This is a genomic window from Acinetobacter sp. YH12097 (genome assembly GCF_013419225.1).
GTDB lineage: Bacteria > Pseudomonadota > Gammaproteobacteria > Pseudomonadales > Moraxellaceae > Acinetobacter > Acinetobacter amyesii.
This window is the reverse complement of the sequence record NZ_VPAN01000015.1, coordinates 1-19,563: the sequence shown is the minus strand read 5'-3', so window position 1 is coordinate 19,563 and position 19,563 is coordinate 1. Positions and strand designations below refer to the sequence as shown.

The 19,563-nt window shown below is 38.4% G+C and carries 18 protein-coding genes; 6 read left to right on the top strand and 12 right to left on the bottom strand.

The annotated features are described in order from the left end of the window. Nucleotides 1–108: 108 nt before the first annotated feature. From FTU37_RS08410 to FTU37_RS08385, 6 genes are all read right to left on the bottom strand, one after another. On the bottom strand, nucleotides 109–1,080 hold the full coding sequence (locus tag FTU37_RS08410; RefSeq protein WP_180124165.1) for a PoNe immunity protein domain-containing protein: 972 nt from the start codon (nucleotides 1,078–1,080) through the stop codon (nucleotides 109–111). Nucleotides 1,081–1,115: 35 nt separating this feature from the next. Then, a complete protein-coding gene (locus tag FTU37_RS08405; protein ID WP_168379324.1) occupies nucleotides 1,116–2,384 on the bottom strand; it encodes a type VI immunity family protein in 1,269 nt (422 codons plus the stop codon). A gap of 26 nt (nucleotides 2,385–2,410) precedes the next feature. Then, nucleotides 2,411–3,412 carry a hypothetical protein gene (locus FTU37_RS08400; protein ID WP_168379323.1) on the bottom strand — a complete coding sequence of 334 codons (1,002 nt, stop codon included), beginning with the start codon at nucleotides 3,410–3,412 and terminating at the stop codon, nucleotides 2,411–2,413. Further along, nucleotides 3,412–6,246: a type VI secretion system Vgr family protein gene (locus tag FTU37_RS08395; protein WP_180124164.1), complete on the bottom strand. Its 2,835-nt coding sequence runs from the start codon at nucleotides 6,244–6,246 to the stop codon at nucleotides 3,412–3,414. Before FTU37_RS08395 ends, FTU37_RS08400 begins: the two co-directional genes overlap by 1 nt. A gap of 690 nt (nucleotides 6,247–6,936) precedes the next feature. After that, entirely contained in the window at nucleotides 6,937–7,500 is a 564-nt protein-coding gene (locus FTU37_RS08390) for a TetR/AcrR family transcriptional regulator (RefSeq protein WP_168379321.1), read from the bottom strand. Between the two features lie 302 nt (nucleotides 7,501–7,802). After that, on the bottom strand, nucleotides 7,803–8,438 hold the full coding sequence (locus tag FTU37_RS08385; protein WP_180009473.1) for a cation transporter: 636 nt from the start codon (nucleotides 8,436–8,438) through the stop codon (nucleotides 7,803–7,805). Nucleotides 8,439–8,514: 76 nt separating this feature from the next. Here FTU37_RS08385 and FTU37_RS08380 point away from each other — a divergent pair, with 76 nt between their 5' ends. From FTU37_RS08380 to FTU37_RS08370, 3 genes are all read left to right on the top strand, one after another. Beyond that, nucleotides 8,515–8,931 (top strand): Cd(II)/Pb(II)-responsive transcriptional regulator, encoded by a 417-nt coding sequence (locus FTU37_RS08380; protein ID WP_168379319.1) that lies wholly within the window; start codon nucleotides 8,515–8,517, stop codon nucleotides 8,929–8,931. A gap of 80 nt (nucleotides 8,932–9,011) precedes the next feature. Beyond that, nucleotides 9,012–10,406 (top strand): tRNA 5-hydroxyuridine modification protein YegQ, encoded by a 1,395-nt coding sequence (gene yegQ, locus FTU37_RS08375; protein ID WP_180010889.1) that lies wholly within the window; start codon nucleotides 9,012–9,014, stop codon nucleotides 10,404–10,406. A gap of 9 nt (nucleotides 10,407–10,415) precedes the next feature. Beyond that, complete coding sequence (locus FTU37_RS08370) at nucleotides 10,416–10,670, top strand: YfhL family 4Fe-4S dicluster ferredoxin (protein WP_180009475.1); 255 nt, start codon at nucleotides 10,416–10,418, stop codon at nucleotides 10,668–10,670. 286 nt (nucleotides 10,671–10,956) lie between these two features. Here the strand turns inward: FTU37_RS08370 and ahpF are convergent, their stop codons facing one another. Next, nucleotides 10,957–12,522, bottom strand: coding sequence for an alkyl hydroperoxide reductase subunit F (gene ahpF, locus FTU37_RS08365; protein ID WP_180009476.1), 1,566 nt, complete (start codon nucleotides 12,520–12,522; stop codon nucleotides 10,957–10,959). Nucleotides 12,523–12,955: 433 nt separating this feature from the next. On the opposite strand from ahpF, the gene FTU37_RS16705 reads away from it, so the two are divergent. Next, a complete protein-coding gene (locus FTU37_RS16705) occupies nucleotides 12,956–13,114 on the top strand; it encodes a hypothetical protein (protein ID WP_257222656.1) in 159 nt (52 codons plus the stop codon). 48 nt (nucleotides 13,115–13,162) lie between these two features. Beyond that, nucleotides 13,163–13,558 (top strand): DsbA family protein, encoded by a 396-nt coding sequence (locus FTU37_RS08360; protein WP_257225246.1) that lies wholly within the window; start codon nucleotides 13,163–13,165, stop codon nucleotides 13,556–13,558. Between the two features lie 94 nt (nucleotides 13,559–13,652). Here the strand turns inward: FTU37_RS08360 and FTU37_RS08355 are convergent, their stop codons facing one another. The 3 genes from FTU37_RS08355 to FTU37_RS08345 are packed head-to-tail and all read right to left on the bottom strand — an operon-like array spanning nucleotide 13,653 to nucleotide 16,553. Next, nucleotides 13,653–14,573, bottom strand: coding sequence for a hypothetical protein (locus FTU37_RS08355; RefSeq protein WP_180124183.1), 921 nt, complete (start codon nucleotides 14,571–14,573; stop codon nucleotides 13,653–13,655). A gap of 41 nt (nucleotides 14,574–14,614) precedes the next feature. Continuing rightward, a complete protein-coding gene (locus FTU37_RS08350) occupies nucleotides 14,615–15,745 on the bottom strand; it encodes a toxic anion resistance protein (protein WP_180009477.1) in 1,131 nt (376 codons plus the stop codon). Nucleotides 15,746–15,761: 16 nt separating this feature from the next. Continuing rightward, nucleotides 15,762–16,553 carry a tellurium resistance protein gene (locus FTU37_RS08345; RefSeq protein ID WP_180085848.1) on the bottom strand — a complete coding sequence of 264 codons (792 nt, stop codon included), beginning with the start codon at nucleotides 16,551–16,553 and terminating at the stop codon, nucleotides 15,762–15,764. Nucleotides 16,554–16,880: 327 nt separating this feature from the next. Between FTU37_RS08345 and FTU37_RS08340 the strand changes: the two genes are divergently transcribed. Then, a complete protein-coding gene (locus FTU37_RS08340) occupies nucleotides 16,881–17,369 on the top strand; it encodes a TIGR00645 family protein (RefSeq protein ID WP_078189122.1) in 489 nt (162 codons plus the stop codon). A 62-nt stretch (nucleotides 17,370–17,431) separates the two neighbouring features. On the opposite strand, the gene FTU37_RS08335 is transcribed toward FTU37_RS08340, so the two are convergent. After that, entirely contained in the window at nucleotides 17,432–18,136 is a 705-nt protein-coding gene (locus FTU37_RS08335; protein WP_180124163.1) for a Crp/Fnr family transcriptional regulator, read from the bottom strand. Nucleotides 18,137–18,253: 117 nt separating this feature from the next. Next, on the bottom strand, nucleotides 18,254–19,216 hold the full coding sequence (locus FTU37_RS08330) for a TauD/TfdA family dioxygenase (RefSeq protein ID WP_180004207.1): 963 nt from the start codon (nucleotides 19,214–19,216) through the stop codon (nucleotides 18,254–18,256). Nucleotides 19,217–19,563: the final 347 nt, after the last annotated feature.

Genomic DNA, 19,563 nt, shown 5'->3' with positions numbered 1-19,563 from the left:
ATTATCCATTAGAAACGAATAACCAAAAGGAAAATTTATCCTATTCATCACCATCAAACTGCCAGTACACATCCCCACCCATTCCAAAATGCCCCGAATGGCATCTACTTATTCAGTCAGATACCAAATCGTTAGACCCCAAGGGTTATCTTTAATCTCAGGCATACCTTCTCCTTGATTAAAATGACGTTTTTCCATGTTATTCGCAGGACTATACCATTCACCTGTTTTAGGGCAAATTTGTCCTGCTTCGCATCTTAGCGTTTTTACACATGGGTTACTTATATCATTTTCGAAAGGTACAAATTCTCGGGCAAATTTAACCAAATCTTTTGGATAAATCATATGTGTTATTTCGCTATCATCTAAATCTAACAAATAAACATAAGCAGCAGCTTCTATAGCCCAATATCCAAAGTACAAACCTTCATCCATTTTATGGGTATCATGCCAAGCTGCACTTTCAAATGCGGGATACCATAATTTCAAATATTCCTGTATATCTTGAATACTCTCTTCTTTAGTATCTCTATATTTACTAAAAATTAATGGGCGATATGGATTATCAAAAAACCATTGATCTACATCATATCTATCCGTCAACTCAAATGATAAAAAGTCCTCATACAGTGTATCTAATTGGTCTGTTTGCTCATGGTAAATTTTGTCCTGCATCGCTGCAATACGAGGTAATAAGTCCCTTCTGTGTAATAGATAACACAGTCCTATCAACTGCATACATCTTTCGTACTCATCTATAGCTGTAAAATAAAATGGTGCCCAATCTTCATCCTCCTCGTCTTTGCGCAAGGCTATTGTATATTCTTCATATTTCGTAATTACATCTTCTAATTGAATTCTAAGTGTAGAAATATCAAACCCAGCAGTAAAATTTAGACTTAATAAATCATAAGAATGTAGTGATAAGTAATAATCTAATCTTCTTATATCAGATGGACTGTCTTCATATATTTTTTTACTTTCTAAAATTTCAATGGGTAATTCTTTTAAAAATATATTTACTCTATTGTAAACTTCATCTGTTAAAAATAATTGTCTTTTCTTTTTATCAAAAATCATTCTTATTCCAAAAATAATGCCCCGAAGGGCATAAATCATTCTTCACCATCAAACTGCCAGTACACATCACCCCAATCACTTTCAAAATCAGGGAATATATCACCTTGTTTAAAATATTGACGTGAGTTTTCTTTAGCAAAAGTATACCAATATCCTGCGTGAGGACATGGGCTACCGGCAATAACAATATCTATTCTTTCTGGTTCTTGAACTTCAACTTTCACTCGTTTTAATTCAGGCCAAGTGCTGTCTTCATCAAATCGTGCAATCCATTGCTTTGAACTTACGGCATCAAAACGTGGATTTGGATCATCTGACCACGCATCTAAAGTGGTCAGTTTTAAGTTATCACAACGTATCGGTTTAATTAGTTCATTTGCCATCACCAATAAATCAGGAACACCTTCTTCAACTGGATAAAGTGAAAGCTCTCCCAAACGTATCCATAAGCTGTATTTTGTTGAATCTTCTAGGTCTATAATTTTAGTAATTTCAATTCGTGGATCATCCAGTTTTTCACGAATTTGTTCTTCACTCAAGCCTAGTTTCTCTAGCCAGTAGGGAGAAAGTAAAAAGCACCATGTTGGGGTACGAATACCGCCACCTAAACCATCCCGATCTTCTGCAATAAACATATTTTCATGAGAAAACTCCATACCAGGATGATCAATATCGAGCCCGTAAAAATAATCCGTGAAAGTCCGTTCAACTGTTTCAAATTCAGGAGAAACAAATGCAAATTGACTTGTGTTTCCAATTTCATATCCACTATATGCTTGAATTGGGTTAAGCATTTCTAGACATTTTTGAACAAATGAGTACCAAATATCTTTATTGGATCTATACCATTGATCACCAAAAGTTAATTTTAGACTAGAATAGCGCTCACTAGAGTCTCTAATCTTTGCACTTAAAGCCCAACGTGGACTTTGATCTTGAGATTGTGCAGATGTTGCACCTAAATAGTAAATGAAATATTTTTTATAAATTTTTGCCATTTCAGCTGATATTTCTTCACGACTTCTAATCCATGAAATTGCCTTTTTCCAAACTTCAGTATCACATCGAAATCTTAAATGAAATGGCTTATCAATTATTTCGAATTCAAATTTCTCATAAATATCAATTACTTTTATCAAAAATTCTTGCGCATTTGTTTTTTTTTGATCAATATAAAATGTAATATAAGGGCAAACTCCGAACTCTTTTTTTTCTTCCCCATAAATTATTGATGTATCAAGAGGAATATCTCGAACTAATTCTTCTATTTCTTGATCAGTCAAAAATAAAGTTGATGTGCTCATCTATAAATCCTAATTATTTAAGCTATTTAATTTCTTCCACGACGATTATTAGATGAATTGCCTTGTGATTTATCATCGTTAGATTCTGGTGACTTGTCTTCAGGATACCGAAATAATGATAGTTTAAAACCCTCACTAACCGTGACTCCACTTACCCTTTTTGCTTCTTTAGATTGATTATTTAATTTTCCATATTCATCAAATTGCTTTTGTTGAATTGTATCTCCTTGAAATTTAATTTCTACCAAAGCAAAAATATTCGTCAGCGAAAGTGGTTCAGCTCTGTATTCTGGAATTGCAATATCCGCACTAATTGTGCCACGTGCACGACTTGGCATAGGCCAAAATGGATTAATATCACTACCAGCGCGTTTTAAACGTGTTGCCATATCCATAGGTGGATTTTGAAATTTATTCATTCTTGCATTAAAAGGAAAGCAAACTTCAGCTTTTAAAGGCCCCCGCCATGTCAGTAGTTCATCCATACATTCAATCATGAAATTAACAGCCAATTGTTTTAATCGAACAATGGTAAATTCTTCAATTGAAACATCGGCAAACTCTTCAGCAGTCATACTGAGTAGTTTAGCAACAACATCTACTTTACTTTTTGGAATAACATCCTTAAATTTTTGCCCCCGCTTTGCACGTAATTGCACCATTGGTAATTGATCAGCTGTTTCACATACTTTACTAATTACAGGTCTAAAAGGAATTTTTTGCATAATGGCCGCAGGAATACCAGCTACACTTGCACCTCGACCTGAAGGATTTTTTGTAACTGGACGTTGTTTATCTGATCCTGTTATAGCATTAAGTTGAGCTAATTCTGTTCTTTTATCAATATTATCTGAAATCTCCAAATCTAAAGATTTCATCATTTTTTTCATTTCATCTTTAGCTTTATTAATATTATCTTTATATGCTTCAACTTCTGTATATATATTCATTCCTACATGATAAAGCTCATAGGCTGCAATCGCATAGCCAGCAATTTTAATAATCCCCAAGATAACAGGAACTGCCATTAATCTTCCCCTGTACGTTTAGCCATCGAGTCTAATTTAATTTCCCAATTTTCTGTAATACGTTCACTTTCTCTCATAATTGATTTATATGCTTCAATTTTTGTACTTATTTCAGTTACAACTTGATCAGTAAAACCTTGATCATCAGTTATGCCTTCTTTTAAAACATTCCCACTCTTATCTTTAATAGAATATTTGTAACCTTCGAAATTTCGGCCATTTGTTTTAAAAAGCTGAAACCTCCCAGAGAAAGGGCCTTGAGCAAGGACTAATTGGGGTAGTTTCGGTAATTGTAATGCTTGCTTTGCTCCACCTACAAACTTATGCTGCCCCGCCTTTACTTCAAACTTTGCCGCAGTCGTTGAGAATATCCCGGCACTAGTAATTTTAAGTTGTGACCCACCAGCGGTAAGAATAATTTCCTTTGGACTTTTTATATCAACATTTTCTTCCGTGGAAATAATTTGAATACCCTTTCGTGCAATCAAATCTGCCCCATCGCCTTGGGCTTGGATTTCAACTTTGCCTTTGCCCGCATACGCACGTAAGCCTTCTTGTGCTGCAAATAGACTGATCTTGCTTTGTGCATGGGCAATTAAGGATTTTTGACTGCTGAGATTGATGCTATCGCCTGCACTTTGGCTGATCTGTCCATCTGCTGAAAGATGAATATCTTCCTGACTACTTACAGCAATTGAGTTTGGTGCAGATAAAATCATTAGGGCTTGTTTAAAGGCATCAGCTTTTTCTTTACTGCCTTTTTCGATTTGTCCAAGGAAGTTTTTCAGATTATCTAAGACTTCAAGTGGGTCAGTTTGTTGATTTTTCGCCACTTCACTTAAGGCTTTACTGCTGTTTAAGTTCGCTTCGATTTGTTCTTTCGCAGCTTGTGCATCGAGGTGCATTGCTGCTGCTTGTTGTTGTGGGTGTGTGCTGACAAGGAGCCCTTGTCCTGCACGCACTGCGCCCCATTGGTCGGTTCTCAGTTCAAAGCCTTCGCCTCTTCCCTCACTTTCTGCGGTTTCTTTGGGATGACTGAGGTTTCCTAGGTTGAGCTGAGTGGCACCATGGGTACTTTGTAATTGTGTCGAGATTTGTCCTGTGGTGTCATCAAAGCGCAGTTGTCCAAAGCCTTCACCTTGGACTTCCTTACTTTTTATTCCAGCCAGTTTTTTGGTGTTTGGCAGTTTGCCTTTACTATCAAATTGGGTTGGACTGCGCTGTGCCTCATGTATGCGCCCCACTACAAATGGTCGGTCGATATTACCGTCAAAGAAATCGATGACCACGATTTCATTAATGCGCGGTAAGAAGCGTGTGCCATAGCCTTCGCCTGCCCATGGAGTAAGTACATCTACCCATGCAGAGTCCGTATCATTGTCATTGCTGCCTGCACCGCCATCATGGCTGTGGTCATTACCACGGGTAAATAAGAAGCGGACTTTGATACGTCCCCATTCATCGACATGAATTTCTTCACCGCTTGGACCAACGACTTTAGCACGTTGCGGATGGGTGCTTGGACGGTGTTCGAGTGGGTTATATTCAGGAACCGTCGCAATATTGCGGCGTTGTAATGTGAGCTGATTGGCCTGACGCTCGGCCTGTTCATGGATCGGTTTAATGTTCCACTGACTTTGTTCAATCAGTTGATTGACTTGTTCAGTAAGGTCTTTGGGTAAGTTATTTTGGTTATAGAATTTCTTTTCTGTGATTAAAAATTGCTTGTCTGCACCACTGTGTTGATCGATTTCTGGGTGTTCATTCAGCTCAAACCAATAGCCGACTTGGGTATCGCGCACAGTCGATTGTGCATTGAATTTTTTCGATTGTAGCTCGTGATAGCGCGTTAGGTTTTGATTCAGTTTTTCAATTTGGCTATTGGATGAAGCAGTGGCTTGATCTTCACCTTTTAAATCTTGCATCCATGCAGGGCTGACATGCCATGCTTGTTCCAAACTTAAGCTGGCATTGTCTTGGCTTTGGCTATGCTGATGTTTACTTTGAACTGAACCTGCGCCTTCTTCTTGGCTGAGTCCATCGGCTTGCCAGCGCTGCACATGGACCGCAGTCGGTTGAATGCTACGCTCACCGATCAAGCTGGTGATGCTGTCTTGTTTTTCTGTGGCGCTAGAGCGATGAAAGCGGATGCTACGACGGCTGAGTGCTTGATATTGGCTATTGTCATCAATCAGGCGAAGTTTTTGTTTTTCAATTGGCGCTGAGGAATGTGGTGCTTTCAGCTGCGCTTCATCGATGAGCCAATTGATGCCTTCACTGCGCCAAAGACGCGTTAAAAAGTCATAATCGCTTTCATTCGACTGCATGATGAAAGGTCGTACATCATAGTTCTGACTTAAACCGCTTAGATCTAGCGTTAGACTGGCAGCAAAGAGCGGACTTTTGCTTTGCCATTCTTTAAAGAGAGTTTCACTGACATCGCGAACAGATTTGTTCATAAACACACGGCTGTTGCGGCGTTTATGCCACAGTGAAGTTGCATCTTCTAAAGTGAGTTTATACAGCGTGAGTGAACCATCACTCTGGCCTTGGGTGGCTTCGGTAATAATACCCGTGGTGCGGAAGAGTTCGCCCTGATCAGTCACTTGATCAACGGCGACCTGTGCGCCAATAAATTGTTTTAGTGGAATAAGTGCATTCGTAGATAGGCAAATCAAAGTCGCTTGCACGCCTTGGTTTAAGACATGCTCCCCATCAATACGTTGAATAAAAAGCTCATCATTCAACGCAGGGTTGGAAAATTGCACATGAATGGCACGTTTTTGGGCGGATAGACCCAATTGTTCTAATACAGCAAATATTTTGCCTAACATAATAAAAATTCTAAATTGTAATCATGGAAATAATTTTGCTGCTAGTTTAGTCAAATTCATCAATAAACTTAATGCTTAAAACCATAGAAGATGTTTCGTTATGTAAAATCCACGATTCAAAAATTCACTTAAAACTAAAAAGCTGAGAACCCACTCACTAAATACTTCTTGCATATAAAATATTCACCAAATGGTCTTAGACCATGCACTTGCATCCAACAAGCAACGTCATTCACACAAGTGTAAAAATAGTTTATCGTCTAATTAGCACCGAGCTTAATGATTAATTTTTTAATATTATCTTTAAAAATAGTAGATTAATTTAAACTCAAGTCAGATTAAAAAACACACAACCCTTTCTTTCCTGTCTTGTAATTCACCTAAGATCTCCTATAATTCAAAAAAAACAGACAAGTCTGTCTATTTTGCTGCAAAAACCGAATGAATTTAGCATTCAGAGGGTAAAAATATAAATGAGAGAAAACGTATAAAACGTTCGAAAATCAAATCATTGACTTAAGCTAACAAAGTGAATGATTTGAACGCACAATTGTCAGCAAAGCGCGATTACCCCAAATAATCGCGCTTTTTATTTTCTTAGAATCTTAAGTCATGTGAAAAAAATTGATGGTTAATCAATACAAATAAGTCGTCGCTAGATTTAAAACCTAGATGCCTACAAACAAATTTTTAAGCAGCCAATTCCAAACGAATTAAGGTTTCAACTCGCTTCCAATAATCTGCTAAATGCACTTGGTTGGGGTCAATTTGGGCTTGGATGGTCATGCCATCCAAAATACTACTCAGAAATGCAGCTAGTTGTTCAGTTTGCTGAATGCCCAGATTTTGCAAAGCAGTACTTAGTTTTGATTTGAGCCAGTCTTTATAATCGATCGCAGGTTGTAATGACGAAGGATAAACTTTAGATATTTCTTCTACTGCTTTTTGAAACATACAACCATTGAAATCTGCAGTATGAAACCAAGCATCGTACCAAGCAAAAATGGTTTTAATATGCGAAAGATGGTCTTCTGGATCACATTCTGCAATAGCAGCTTCAAGTGATTCCTGTAAATTAAGATTTCGAATCACGAGACATTCTTCAATTAATTTGGCTTTAGAGGGGAAATATTTATAAAACGTCATTTTAGCAACGCCCGATTCCCCAATAATTCGATCTATACCAATCGAGTTATAGCTATAAGAATTGAAGAGTTGGAGCGCAACGTTAATGATGTCTTGCTTTTTCGACATTTAATTTACCTGATGCACCAATGGGGCCTAAACATAAAGCTTTCAAGGTAGAAAACCTAATTTTTAAACATGATTTTCGCGCGCTATTGTAAAGCATAACTTAATTGGAGTCTGTAGATAAAACCTCAGCACCCTATTAAATACAGTCTGATTTCAGATGATTTATCGATATAGCAGTCAGGAAAATTTCGTATAAAACTGACTGCTATTTTAATTTCAACTAGCGATTTAACGACTATTCATCTGCGTTAAAAACATGGATAAAATGAATGCCATTAACGGTGGATTTAAGAGTAAGTATTTTAAGAGCAAGGGGTACTCAGAATATCTTTTTGCTTACGCTCTTGCAGTGCTTTTCGAATCACCTGATAACCACCCGTTAAACCTAAGATCGCCATGATTGCGGCCACGATCAAATCTGGCCATAGACTGCCTGTACCAAACACCCCGACTGCAGCCAAGATCACTGCGACATTACCAATCGCATCATTACGGCTACATAGCCAAACGGATTGCATATTGGAGTCACCTTCACGGAAGGCATATAAGACGTATGCACAGATGACATTAGCGACTAAGGCCAGAATACCAATCACACCCATGGTGATTGGTTCAGGAGCGATCCCATTGGCATAGGCATAGAGCACTTTGGCAATCACAACGATCCCAAACGCTGCCATGACAAAACCTTTCACCAAGGCAACTGTTGCACGCCAATATAAACTGGCGCCAAGCACGGCTAATGAAACCCCATAATTTACAGCATCACCAAAGAAATCTAACGAGTCCGCCCAAAGCGCAGAAGAATGTGCATAAGCCCCACCAATCAGCTCCACCAAAAACATCATGGCGTTAATGATTAAGGCAATCCAAAGTGCGATACGAAATTTACTGTTGGGTTTGTTTGGTGCTGGCTCATGACTACATGTACATGCCATAAATGTGCTCCAATTTTAAAATCAATGGATTTGTATTACTCTTATTCAAAACTATGGACTCACTCCAAGGTCAAGCATGAACGTACAAAAACATTATTTGATTAAAGAATTGTCCACCAAATCTGGGGTAAGCATTGACAGTATTCGCTTTTATGAAAAGAAAAAACTGCTGAAACCTAGCTTCCGCGCAGACAACAATTATCGCTATTATGATGAAGAAATGTACAAACGTTTGGTTTTTATTAAGCGCTGTCGAAACCTCGATATTTCTCTCACCGAGATTCAAACCCTGCTTGAACTTGAGCAATCCCCTACGCAAAGCTGTCATGCTGTGAATGAATTAATTGACAATCACATTCGTCAAGTTTCTGAAAAAATTAAAGAATTAGAAAATTTTAAAATACAGTTAAGTAAGCTCCGTGCTAGCTGTAATGAAACCAGTCAAATTAATGATTGCCAAATTTTAAAACATTTGGAAAACGGAATATCTTAAAAACCCAACTAAAATACTTGGTTGAATCCTTTTTTTAGATCACTACAATAAAGCCATAAATTTTTTATGCCTTTATTGACATGACGATTCAACACGTAACCGAACTCCTCTCACCTGCTGGCTCTTTAAAAAATATGCGCTACGCTTTTGCTTATGGCGCAGATGCCGTGTATGCAGGTCAGCCGCGATATAGCTTACGTGTGCGCAATAATGCTTTCGACCATGACAATTTAAAAATTGGCATTGAAGAAGCTCATGCCTTAGGGAAAAAGTTTTATGTGGTGGTAAACATCCAACCGCATAACTCAAAACTGAAAAATTTCATCCGTGACCTTGAACCTGTGGTTGCCATGAATCCTGATGCACTGATCATGTCTGACCCTGGTCTAATCATGATGGTGCGTGAACATTTTCCAGAAGTGTCCATTCATTTGTCTGTCCAAGCCAATGCGGTGAACTGGGCAACGGTTAAATTTTGGAAAAATATGGGACTGACACGTGTCATTCTGTCACGTGAATTATCAATCGAAGAAATTGAAGAAATTAAACACAATGTACCTGATATGGAAATTGAAGTTTTCGTACATGGTGCATTATGTATGGCTTACTCCGGTCGTTGCTTACTTTCTGGCTATATGAATAAACGTGATGCAAACCAAGGTGCATGTACCAATGCATGCCGATGGGATTATAAAATTCACGATGCAGTTGAAGATGAAACTGGTGATGTTATTCCAGTCACACAAATTAAAGAATCATCATGCTGCAATAATAAAAATGCCGATGAGCAACACGCCCTAGAACAACACCAATTCGGCGAGCCGGTTTTATTACAACGCAATGAAGAAGACATGTTTGCTGCCGAAGAAGATGAACATGGCACTTATTTCATGAACTCGAAAGACTTGCGTGCTGTACAGCATGTTGACCGTTTAACCAAAATGGGCATTCATTCTTTAAAAATTGAAGGCCGTACCAAGTCTTATTTCTACTGTGCGCGTACCGCTCAAATTTATCGTAAAGCCATCGATGATGCCCTTTCTGGTAAACCATTTGACCCTGCTCTCATGTCTCAGCTTGAAGGTCTTGCGAACCGTGGTTATACCGAAGGTTTTCTACGCCGCCATGTACATAGTGAATATCAAAACTATGAAACCGGCTCTTCACGTTTTGATCATCAACAGTTTGTAGGTGAAGTCTTAGAACGCAATGGTGACTCTCTTAAAATCGAAGTGAAAAACCGTTTTGTTGTAGGTGATTCTTTAGAACTGATGACCACTTCAGGCAACATCACCTTCGTTTTAACTGAAATGAAAGATAAAAAAGGTAATCTAATCGACGATGCCAAAGGTTCAGGTCATATCGTGGATATTCCTGTACCTGCCGATGTGGATATGCGATACGCCTTACTGATTCGTAACTTACCCAATTCGACAGTGGATATTTCGGCTTCAACTTTAGCTTATCAGGCTTGAGTTTACTTTATGGCTTTGTTGATTACAGACAAATGCATCAATTGTGACATGTGTCTACCTGAATGTCCCAATGATGCCATTTATGAAGGCTCAAAGATTTATGAAATCGATGTCGCACGTTGTACTGAATGCGTCGGTTTCTATGCGCACCAAACTTGTGTTTCAGTTTGTCCGATTGAGTGCATTGTGCCTCATCCTGAACATGTGGAGACAGATGAGCAGTTAATGGAGAAGTTTAAAGGCTTGAATTTATTTAAATCTTAAATTCGTGATGTGATTGGTATATTAATTGCTTACTCCGCTTTATATTTTATAGAGAAACAACCTTGGGGAAAGTATAAAAATAAGGTTGTAAAACAAAAATAGCTGGGCAACGAATAGGATTCAAAATGTGTGGGAACATTTTTGAATCCTAATTTTGCAGACAAAAAAAGGAACTCCGGTGTTAGCATCCAAAGTTCCTGTAAAACGAGAATATTAAGAAAAATAATATTCAAATGACAACATTCAGCGCGGCCAGCGTGTTTCTCGAAACACACTGGCCTTTCTTTTATTGACCCGAACGGATGATGTAATCAAAAGCAGACAATGAAGCTTTCGCGCCTTCACCTGTCGCAATGATGATTTGTTTGTAAGGTACTGTTGTACAGTCACCGGCAGCAAATACACCTTTTACATTGGTTTCGTTACGTTCGTTAATTACGATCTCACCACGGTTTGAAAGTTCAACTGCTGTTTCTTTTAAGAAATCAGTGTTTGGTAACAAACCGATTTGTACAAAGATACCTGCCAATTCAATCGTTTTGATTTCATCAGTTGCACGGTCTTTGTAGTTCAGTGCAGTCACTTGTGAACCATCACCAACCACTTCTGTAGATAATGCATTCATGATCACAGTGGTATTCGGTAAGCTGTTTAACTTGTCTTGAAGGACTTGGTCAGCACGAAGTTTGGTATCAAATTCAACAAGTGTTACATGTTCCACAATACCTGCAAGGTCAATCGCCGCTTCGACACCTGAGTTACCACCACCAATCACCGCAACACGTTTACCTTTAAACAATGGACCGTCACAGTGTGGGCAGTATGCAACACCACGTGTACGGTATTCTTGTTCACCCGGAACGTTCATTTCTCTCCAACGTGCACCTGTTGAAAGAATCACTGTTTTAGATTCAAGTTTTGCACCATTCTCTAAAGTTACTTCAACTAGACCATTGGCTGTTTGGTCAGCACCTTTGATGTCAGATACACGTTGCAAGTTCATAATGTCCACACCGTACTCACGTACATGTGCTTCCATTTCAGCAGCAAACTTAGGACCTTGTGTCTTTTGAATCGACGTGAAGTTTTCAATGTCCATCGTATCCATGACCTGACCGCCCATGCGTTCAGCCACGATACCTGTTTTAATGCCTTTACGTGCTGCATAGATTGCAGAAGTATTCCCCGCAGGGCCGCCACCAATCACAAGAACATCAAAGGCTTCTTTGGCATTTAACTTTTCAGCATCTTTTGCGGCAGAGTTGGTGTCTAATTTAGCAATGATTTCTTCCAAGGTCATACGACCTTGACCAATGTGCTCACCGTCTTGGAATACCATTGGTACAGCCATGATTTTGCGTTCTTCGACTTCGTCTTGGAAGAATGCACCATCAATCATGGTTGCAGTTGTACCTGGGTTATAGATCGCAATTAGGTTCAAGGCTTGAACCACGTCAGGACAGTTATGGCAGCTGAGTGATACGAACACATCAAAGTCAGTTTTAAGACCTAAACCTTTAATGGTATTCAGTACTTCGTCAGAAACTTTCGGTGCATAACCAGAGGTTTGTAACAATGCCAAAATCAAAGAAGTGAATTCGTGGCCCATCGGTAGACCTGCGAAGAATACACGTGGTGTTTCACCTGCTTTTGCAATACCAAAGCTTGGCGCACGGCTGTTGTTACCGTCAAAACGTGCAGTCACTAAATCAGATAAGGCAGCAACTTCGGTCACCAATTCTTTAATTTTGTCTGATTTGTCAGTGCCGTTTAAAGTCGCGACGATTTCAATCGGGCCTTCAAGGCGTTCAAGTAAGGTTTTTAATTGAGCAGAAGTATTTTGATCTAACATTGCTAACGTCTCCAGAGGAGTAAATTTATTTGATGAGAGAATGATAGAACAAACCATTAAATAGGTGAAACGGTTTGTTTTTATAAAATTAATCGGTTTTACAAATCAAATGATTAAATTTCTTTCTAAATCATAAATATATGGGCCTATATTAACATTAAAATGATTTATTTCGTACATATATATCGTGATAAATCCCTCATTTTTTTCTTTTTTATTGAAATCACACCAAGCCTGCGCAAGACCCACTTACGTCCTGATTAATTACAAAATCTTTATAAAGCTTTAAGTTTCATTTCAGCAAGACGGCATTAAATCAAATGAAATATCAGGTGATTTGACTGCTTTTGAGTTCCATCAATAAAGCCACAATCAATCCCTTGCATCAATCAGCCATCGATCTACAAGTATAAAATCAACAGTGAGCAGAATAATGAAAATTGAATTTGTCTTTGATATTGTTTATCCCATGAGTTATGTCGCATTTCAAAAGTTAAAACAAAACTGGAATGAACATACCGCAACCCGTGTAGAGCTATTGCCGATTCAACGCGTTCCTGAAATTCCTGAACAAGGCTTAGATGTGCTGTAGTATTTAACCAATAAGTATGGCGCAAGTGCAGCAAATCGAAAACTCGAAATGACAAAGTTTGCCGCTTATAGCGAAGATGTGATTGTCAATATTGAGCACATGAAACGTATGCCAAACAGTCAACTGGCTCATCAAGGTATTTTGGCCTTGGACAATATTCTGGATCAATATGCCCTGACTCAAGCCTTATTATTCCATGCATTATTTGCACACGGTCAAAATATTGCTGATATTCAGGTTTTAAAAAGCATCATTGAAGGCATTGGTTTAGATGGCTCAAAAGTACTGCGCTCAATTCAACATAAAGATATTGCAGACCGTCAGCATGAAATTACACAATATGTAAAATCAAAGGGACAGCACCCCATTCCTTTTTACCTTGTGGATGGCGAAGTGAATGATCAGACTTTTTCTACACAGGAACTCCGACAACTGTTTCATTGAGCAAGTTAATCTACCTAAGATCAAAAATCCCCATACAATTTGATGGGGATTTTTATTCTGAGCAATGCAATGATCTAAAAAGAAAATAGGCCTGTTAATGAAGTCCCTGCTCAATTCGATTAATCCGTGATTTGAAATGCTGAGATAGTAGATACAAAATTAAGCTCAAAACCAGCGTGAGTACCATCACGGCGATCAACACCCAACGTACAACAACTTCTACTACATTGGCTTGCTGAACTTGTTTTTCCACGCTTTGCGCCATCGGTGTCATGGTTTTATCAAATAGCTGATTTTGCATTGCCCAGAGCTGTTCAGGCTGAAAACCGTATTCACGGAATTTTGCTGGATTTTGTTGCTCGGCATTGATTAAGGATTGCACCAAAGGAATGGCTGTCGCACGATCTACAGGCTTATGCATCAAAGCAGCTTGTGCAAGTAAATAGTCTTGCACAGGTTTTGCCAATTGTGCATCTTCCATCTCGAAAGCCAACGGGCTTTCTTGAATATTTTTTTCATAATGTACCAATTTTTGATCTGCTGCACGATCATCATGATTAAGGTCATATTGCACATAAGTTAAGCCTGACCAAAGCATAATAAACGATAAAATCCAGCCGACAAATTTCAATACAAAAGATTGGAAGCGAATTCTAAAAAATTGAAATTTCTTTAGAAATCCAACCAAGAAAAATGCGCCAATAAATGAAACGATGAGTTTGAGAAATAACCAACCAATAAAGGATAAAAAATTTGAAAAATAGTCGGAGGACTCACCAAGTTGATATGTCAAATCACCTGCACTGACGGGAATATGCAGTTGCTGTACGCTAGAACTTAGGCCAAAAAAGCTATAAACCATATCATGCTGAATAAACAACATCACAGCTGAAACGATCAGCACAGAAACACTGGTTAAGGTCAATAACGTCAAATTGCGTTGACGCTTCTTAATGGTTTGAAGCCCTGTTTCCAGTTGCTGCGGATTTAGCGCATATTCATCAATGGGAGGCAAAGACATACTCCTTCAGATTATATTTTCACCTCCCTCACCGTTTATGAAGAAGGGTTTGAACCACTCGATTCAATTACTAAATGATTCAAATTGTTTTGTAAGGCACGAATACGTGTCGTCGCTTCTTCACGCTTTTGTACACCTTCTTTCTGAATTTGAATCACATCATTAACGGTTTTAATGAGGGTATTTTGCACATGTTCAAGTGTGTCAATATCAATCACTGAACGCTGATTGGCTTTCGCTGTATCGACAGAGTTTTGATGCAACAAATCTGCATTACGTTTTAACAGGTCATTGGTCGCATCATCAATGCTATTTGCCAATTGCACGCTGTTCTTTTGTTCTTGCAATGAAATCGCCAAGCTAATTTGGTTTTTCCAAGCCGGTAAGGTGATATTTTTAATAGCATAAAATTTATCAACCAACATCAAATTGTTGGATTGAATAATGCGAATCATCGGCAAGGTCTGCATCGCAGACTGTTGCAAGATCTGTAAATCACTCACACGTTTTTCAAGATTATTTGCCAAATGATTGAGGTCATAGATTTTTTGCGTAGTGGTTTGATCTTGAACTTGAGTGGTTAAGCTTGCAATTTCCTGTTGAATTTCTTGCTCTTTCAACTTACCTGCGGCGATATACACCCCTAATTGTTTATATTCGTCTTGTACGCCTTCAAACATTTTATCTAAGGTATTTACACGCGCTTTTAAGCCATTTTGCGAAGTTTCAATTTCTTTGACCAAAGCATCAATTTGCTCTTTGGTGGTATTAAAGTGCTGATCAAAACTTTGCTTGGCACCTTTAAATTTACTCAGTAACCCACCAAAAAATCCTGAGCTTTTAGATTTATTTAAAATGCTCGTAGTGTTTAGCTGCTGTGCGACTTGTACCACCTGATTGAGCTTTTGACCTGTCGCATCTAGATCTTTATTTTGCACCAAATTTAATAATTCATCGGTATAGGTCGACGTCTTGGTGGCAATGTTTTTACCATATTCAGCAACACTATTATGACTTAAATCTGCCAATTCCTTACGTGCAGCTTCGACTTCGTGAAAATCGGAAGTTTGTAAGCCAATTTCCTGCAAATTGAGTTGCTGAAACTTTTCTTCAGTCAATTCTTTGCTAACTTCAACGGGTAAATTTTTGGCATCTAAATCGGTCATAACTCACCTTATATTTCTAAGACTTAGAGGAATTCTCTAATGATTTTTTTAAAGTTTTAATCAAATTTTCACGGCTATTATCAAGCTTTTCCAATGAACTTGTCGAGTTACTTTGAAGACTTTGTTTCACATGATATTGCCATGCTGGAATCAACACCTGCTGAGCTTCCTTATATCGATCTAATAATCCAAAAGAAAGCTGCTGAGAAAGCTGCATTTGCGTAATTGCAATATCATTACTGGCTTGTAAGGTTTGCAAGGTATTCACCTTTTTGGATAAGCGCTCTGCAAAGTTGTCAAGCGGATGCTGATTTTTCACAAACTGTGGGTATTCCACCAAAAACTCTTCAGCCGCGACGATATAACGCGCCATTTGCTCACGTAAACCCTGCAATTGATTAAAACGTGCTTGAGACTTTTGAATTTCTAACTGTAACTTTTGGCTCAGATGATTTGCCCGATCAAGTAATTGATCTAGATTTTTATAATATTCAACTTGTCCTGAACCATACTCCAAATCAATGCCTAACCATTTTTGCAGGGCATTAAATTTGCGTGTTTTTAAATATTTTTTTGAATTGGCTAAGGCTTGAATCAACTGCTCAATGGTTTGACTAAGTTGTTTCGTCAACTGAGGGTCAACACCATCTAGCAGCACCGACTGTGCTTGAATTAATTGATCTGCATAATGATTTAGACGATATTGATCGGTCAGTAATGGCACAAGGTCATTCCGCTTAATCGAAAGCACTTCCGCCCGATCTACCGTAATATCCTTTAACGGCACCAATACATCAATTTGTGACATAGCCAATTAAACTCAATAAAATCATTTTTATACTACAAGTTTTGCCATAAAAGTCTTGTAGTATTTTGCAAAAAATACATCTATTTCATCAGTCAAATTTCGTCATTAAATTCAACCGTCGCATATAGATCCTCCTAAGCAGCCATACGGCATCATTTCAATGGATATGATGACCTACACAGATGAATTCAAGCTTAAGATACCCAAAGATTCAATCTAGATTTAAATTAAACAACTGACTCTACATGAATTATTATTAAAATTATCGTAAAATTTAATCCATATACTTTAGAACCAAATATTAGATCAATAATTTTAGAGGCTTAAATGGAACGTTTTTTCCATAACACAATGTATGCAGCACGTTGGATTCTGGCTCCCGTGTACTTTGGTTTATCCTTTGCACTGCTACTGCTCGCGATTAAATTTTTCCAAGAAGTCATTCATGTCCTTCCGCATATTTTAGAATATTCAGAAGCTGACCTGATTTTAGTCATCCTCTCTTTGGTCGATATGACTATGGTGGGCGGACTGATTGTAATGGTGATGTTTTCTGGCTATGAAAACTTTGTTTCCCAACTGAAAATAAATGAATCGACCAATCGATTGAACTGGCTCGGTACTATGGATGCCAATTCATTAAAACTCAAAGTTGCAGCGTCAATTGTGGCAATTTCTTCGATTCATTTATTGCGTATTTTTATGGATGCGAAAAACATCCCCAATGACAAAATCATGTGGTACATCATCATGCATTTAACCTTTGTTTTTTCTGCTTTTATGATGGGTTATTTGGATAAAATCAGTAAGCACTAATCTAAAAACAAGTCCAATGAAGCCATTTGCGATCATGGCTTCTCGTCAAATTTCAAATCTAGTTATTCATCAAGTTCACTTATTCGCCTTAAACGATCAAGATCCAAGATCGCGATTTGTCCATAATTCCACGCGATCACCTGTGTTTGGACAAATTGCTGTAAATGTTTATTCAAGGTTTGCCGTGAAATATTAAATGACTCTGCAAATTCCTGCTGACTGAGTTTCAGGGGAATTTCCTGCCGACATCCATATTGTTCATAGAGTCGAATCAAATGTCTTGCGATGCGCTGCTCTAGCGTTGCCGTTCTCAAATAACGATTATGCTCAAACATCAAATACATACGTCGACTGAGAGATTGCACGACATTCCAAAGCGCCTGTGGATCACGCTGTAAAACCGCTAAAAACGTTGTTCCAGAAATGATTGCCACCTCAACATGTGTCGCAGCAAAATAATCATAATTCAAAGGCTTTTGTTGTAAGACTGCGACAAAATTAAATACCGACTGGCGACGGATATAGTCATTTACAATCAATTCACCATTATTTTGCAACCAACCAATTTGTAGCGTACCTGAAAGCAAAATATTAATATCTTGCACGATTTGTTGTTGTTTTAAGATGTGCTGCTGTGCATGAAAACGTGAATATTTCACCTGTTGTACAAGCTGTTCTAAAGTCTGATCGCTAAAGCCCTGAAAGATGTCTTCATTACGCAAAATTTGCAACAAATGCTGTTGGGCTGTGTTCTTTTGATCGCTCACGTCTATAAAAAAATGCCTAAGATCTCATTGATCTTAGGCAAGTGCTGAAAAATGTAAAACCATTGTTTTTCGCATTATTTATCTGTTTTTATGCTGTTTTAAATGACGCTCTAATACTTAAGATGCTTTCTCATAAATACGGCCAGCTTCAGAACGCAAGTTTGAAATGTCGGTGTTTTGAATGTTTTTCAACACCGTACTCGGCTGACCATTTACATCGACAGGTACATCACCCTCAATGGTGACACGTGATGCAATACGTAGCTCATCACCATAGTCATTGATGGCACGGTGCTGCGTCGCACGATTGTCCCAAATCGCAACATCACCTACCGCCCAGCGCCAACGCACAATATTTTCCCATTGCACGATTTGCTCTTGAAACAGTTCAAATAAACGACGTGACTGTGCCGGACTATATCCACTGAAGCGTTTAAAGAAGTGACCCAACACCAAACTTTTTTCACCTGTTTCAGGATGTACACGCACCAAAGGATGCTCAGTTTCCACCTCTACTGCAGTACGGAATAAATGGCGACCTTCTTCATTGTACTGACCTTTCGGCGCCGCATAGTCATAACTGTTGCTATGCACCGCGCGTAATTGTTCCGCCAACTTTTGCAGCTCAGGACTTAAATCTTCATAAGCGGTCACGGTATTGGCCCAAACCGTATCGCCACCATGTTCAGGTGCAACTACATTTCTTAAAATTGTGGCTTTAGGATAATTGGGTAAAAATGTAATATCGGTATGCCATGAATCTGCGCGCCCACCACGTGAGTCAATTGACAACGTATGTGCTGTACCATCTTTGAGTGGCACACTTGGGTGATTCAACGGATTTCCTAAAAGTCGTGCAAAGGCTTCTTGTTCTAAATCTGTGAGATCTTGCTGTCCACGCACAAATACAACTTTATATTTTAATAGTGCATGATTAAATTCATCGACCACGCTTTTGTCTAAATTTCCAGACAACTGAATGCCAGAAATTTTGGCACCAATACGACCGGTTACAGGTTTTACTTCAATATGCTGATATTGATAGTCTGGATTGTAATGATTCGATTCTAATTGTGTCATAGGGCTCTACCTTATTCTTCAAATTATTAAGCAACGATGGTGTTGTTGAAATAAAGTGTGCCGACTTCGTGCCCATGACTCTGTCAATTATTTGACAGTTTTCCCAAGTTAAACTGCTATGGTTGTAATGAAATCTGCTTAACAACATTTGCACATTTCATATCTAAAAATGCAATAATGTCTTGTCCTGAAATAGATTGACAGTATTCCACTTCAAACCGAGTTAAGCAATTAGCTCGGTTTTAGTTTGCTCATACGTCTGATTCGGGGTGTTCATATTTAAACTTAAATGTGGTCTATAGCAATTATAAATCATAATAGATTCCGCAATTAAGTGATCTAACTCC

What these genes read in the sequence shown, in the direction of transcription:
- FTU37_RS08395 (WP_180124164.1), bottom strand. Translation starts at nt 6,246, where the DNA reads ATGTTAGGCAAAATATTTGCTGTATTAGAACAATTGGGTCTATCCGCC.
- FTU37_RS08400 (WP_168379323.1), bottom strand. Translation starts at nt 3,412, where the DNA reads ATGGCAGTTCCTGTTATCTTGGGGATTATTAAAATTGCTGGCTATGCG.
- FTU37_RS08380 (WP_168379319.1), top strand. Translation starts at nt 8,515, where the DNA reads ATGAACGTACAAAAACATTATTTGATTAAAGAATTGTCCACCAAATCT.
- ahpF (WP_180009476.1), bottom strand. Translation starts at nt 12,522, where the DNA reads ATGTTAGATCAAAATACTTCTGCTCAATTAAAAACCTTACTTGAACGC.
- FTU37_RS08330 (WP_180004207.1), bottom strand. Translation starts at nt 19,216, where the DNA reads ATGACACAATTAGAATCGAATCATTACAATCCAGACTATCAATATCAG.
- FTU37_RS08340 (WP_078189122.1), top strand. Translation starts at nt 16,881, where the DNA reads ATGGAACGTTTTTTCCATAACACAATGTATGCAGCACGTTGGATTCTG.
- FTU37_RS08360 (WP_257225246.1), top strand. Translation starts at nt 13,163, where the DNA reads ATGACAAAGTTTGCCGCTTATAGCGAAGATGTGATTGTCAATATTGAG.
- FTU37_RS08370 (WP_180009475.1), top strand. Translation starts at nt 10,416, where the DNA reads ATGGCTTTGTTGATTACAGACAAATGCATCAATTGTGACATGTGTCTA.
- FTU37_RS08350 (WP_180009477.1), bottom strand. Translation starts at nt 15,745, where the DNA reads ATGACCGATTTAGATGCCAAAAATTTACCCGTTGAAGTTAGCAAAGAA.
- FTU37_RS08390 (WP_168379321.1), bottom strand. Translation starts at nt 7,500, where the DNA reads ATGTCGAAAAAGCAAGACATCATTAACGTTGCGCTCCAACTCTTCAAT.
- FTU37_RS08345 (WP_180085848.1), bottom strand. Translation starts at nt 16,553, where the DNA reads ATGTCACAAATTGATGTATTGGTGCCGTTAAAGGATATTACGGTAGAT.
- yegQ (WP_180010889.1), top strand. Translation starts at nt 9,012, where the DNA reads ATGACGATTCAACACGTAACCGAACTCCTCTCACCTGCTGGCTCTTTA.
- FTU37_RS08385 (WP_180009473.1), bottom strand. Translation starts at nt 8,438, where the DNA reads ATGGCATGTACATGTAGTCATGAGCCAGCACCAAACAAACCCAACAGT.
- FTU37_RS08405 (WP_168379324.1), bottom strand. Translation starts at nt 2,384, where the DNA reads ATGAGCACATCAACTTTATTTTTGACTGATCAAGAAATAGAAGAATTA.
- FTU37_RS16705 (WP_257222656.1), top strand. Translation starts at nt 12,956, where the DNA reads ATGAAAATTGAATTTGTCTTTGATATTGTTTATCCCATGAGTTATGTC.
- FTU37_RS08410 (WP_180124165.1), bottom strand. Translation starts at nt 1,080, where the DNA reads ATGATTTTTGATAAAAAGAAAAGACAATTATTTTTAACAGATGAAGTT.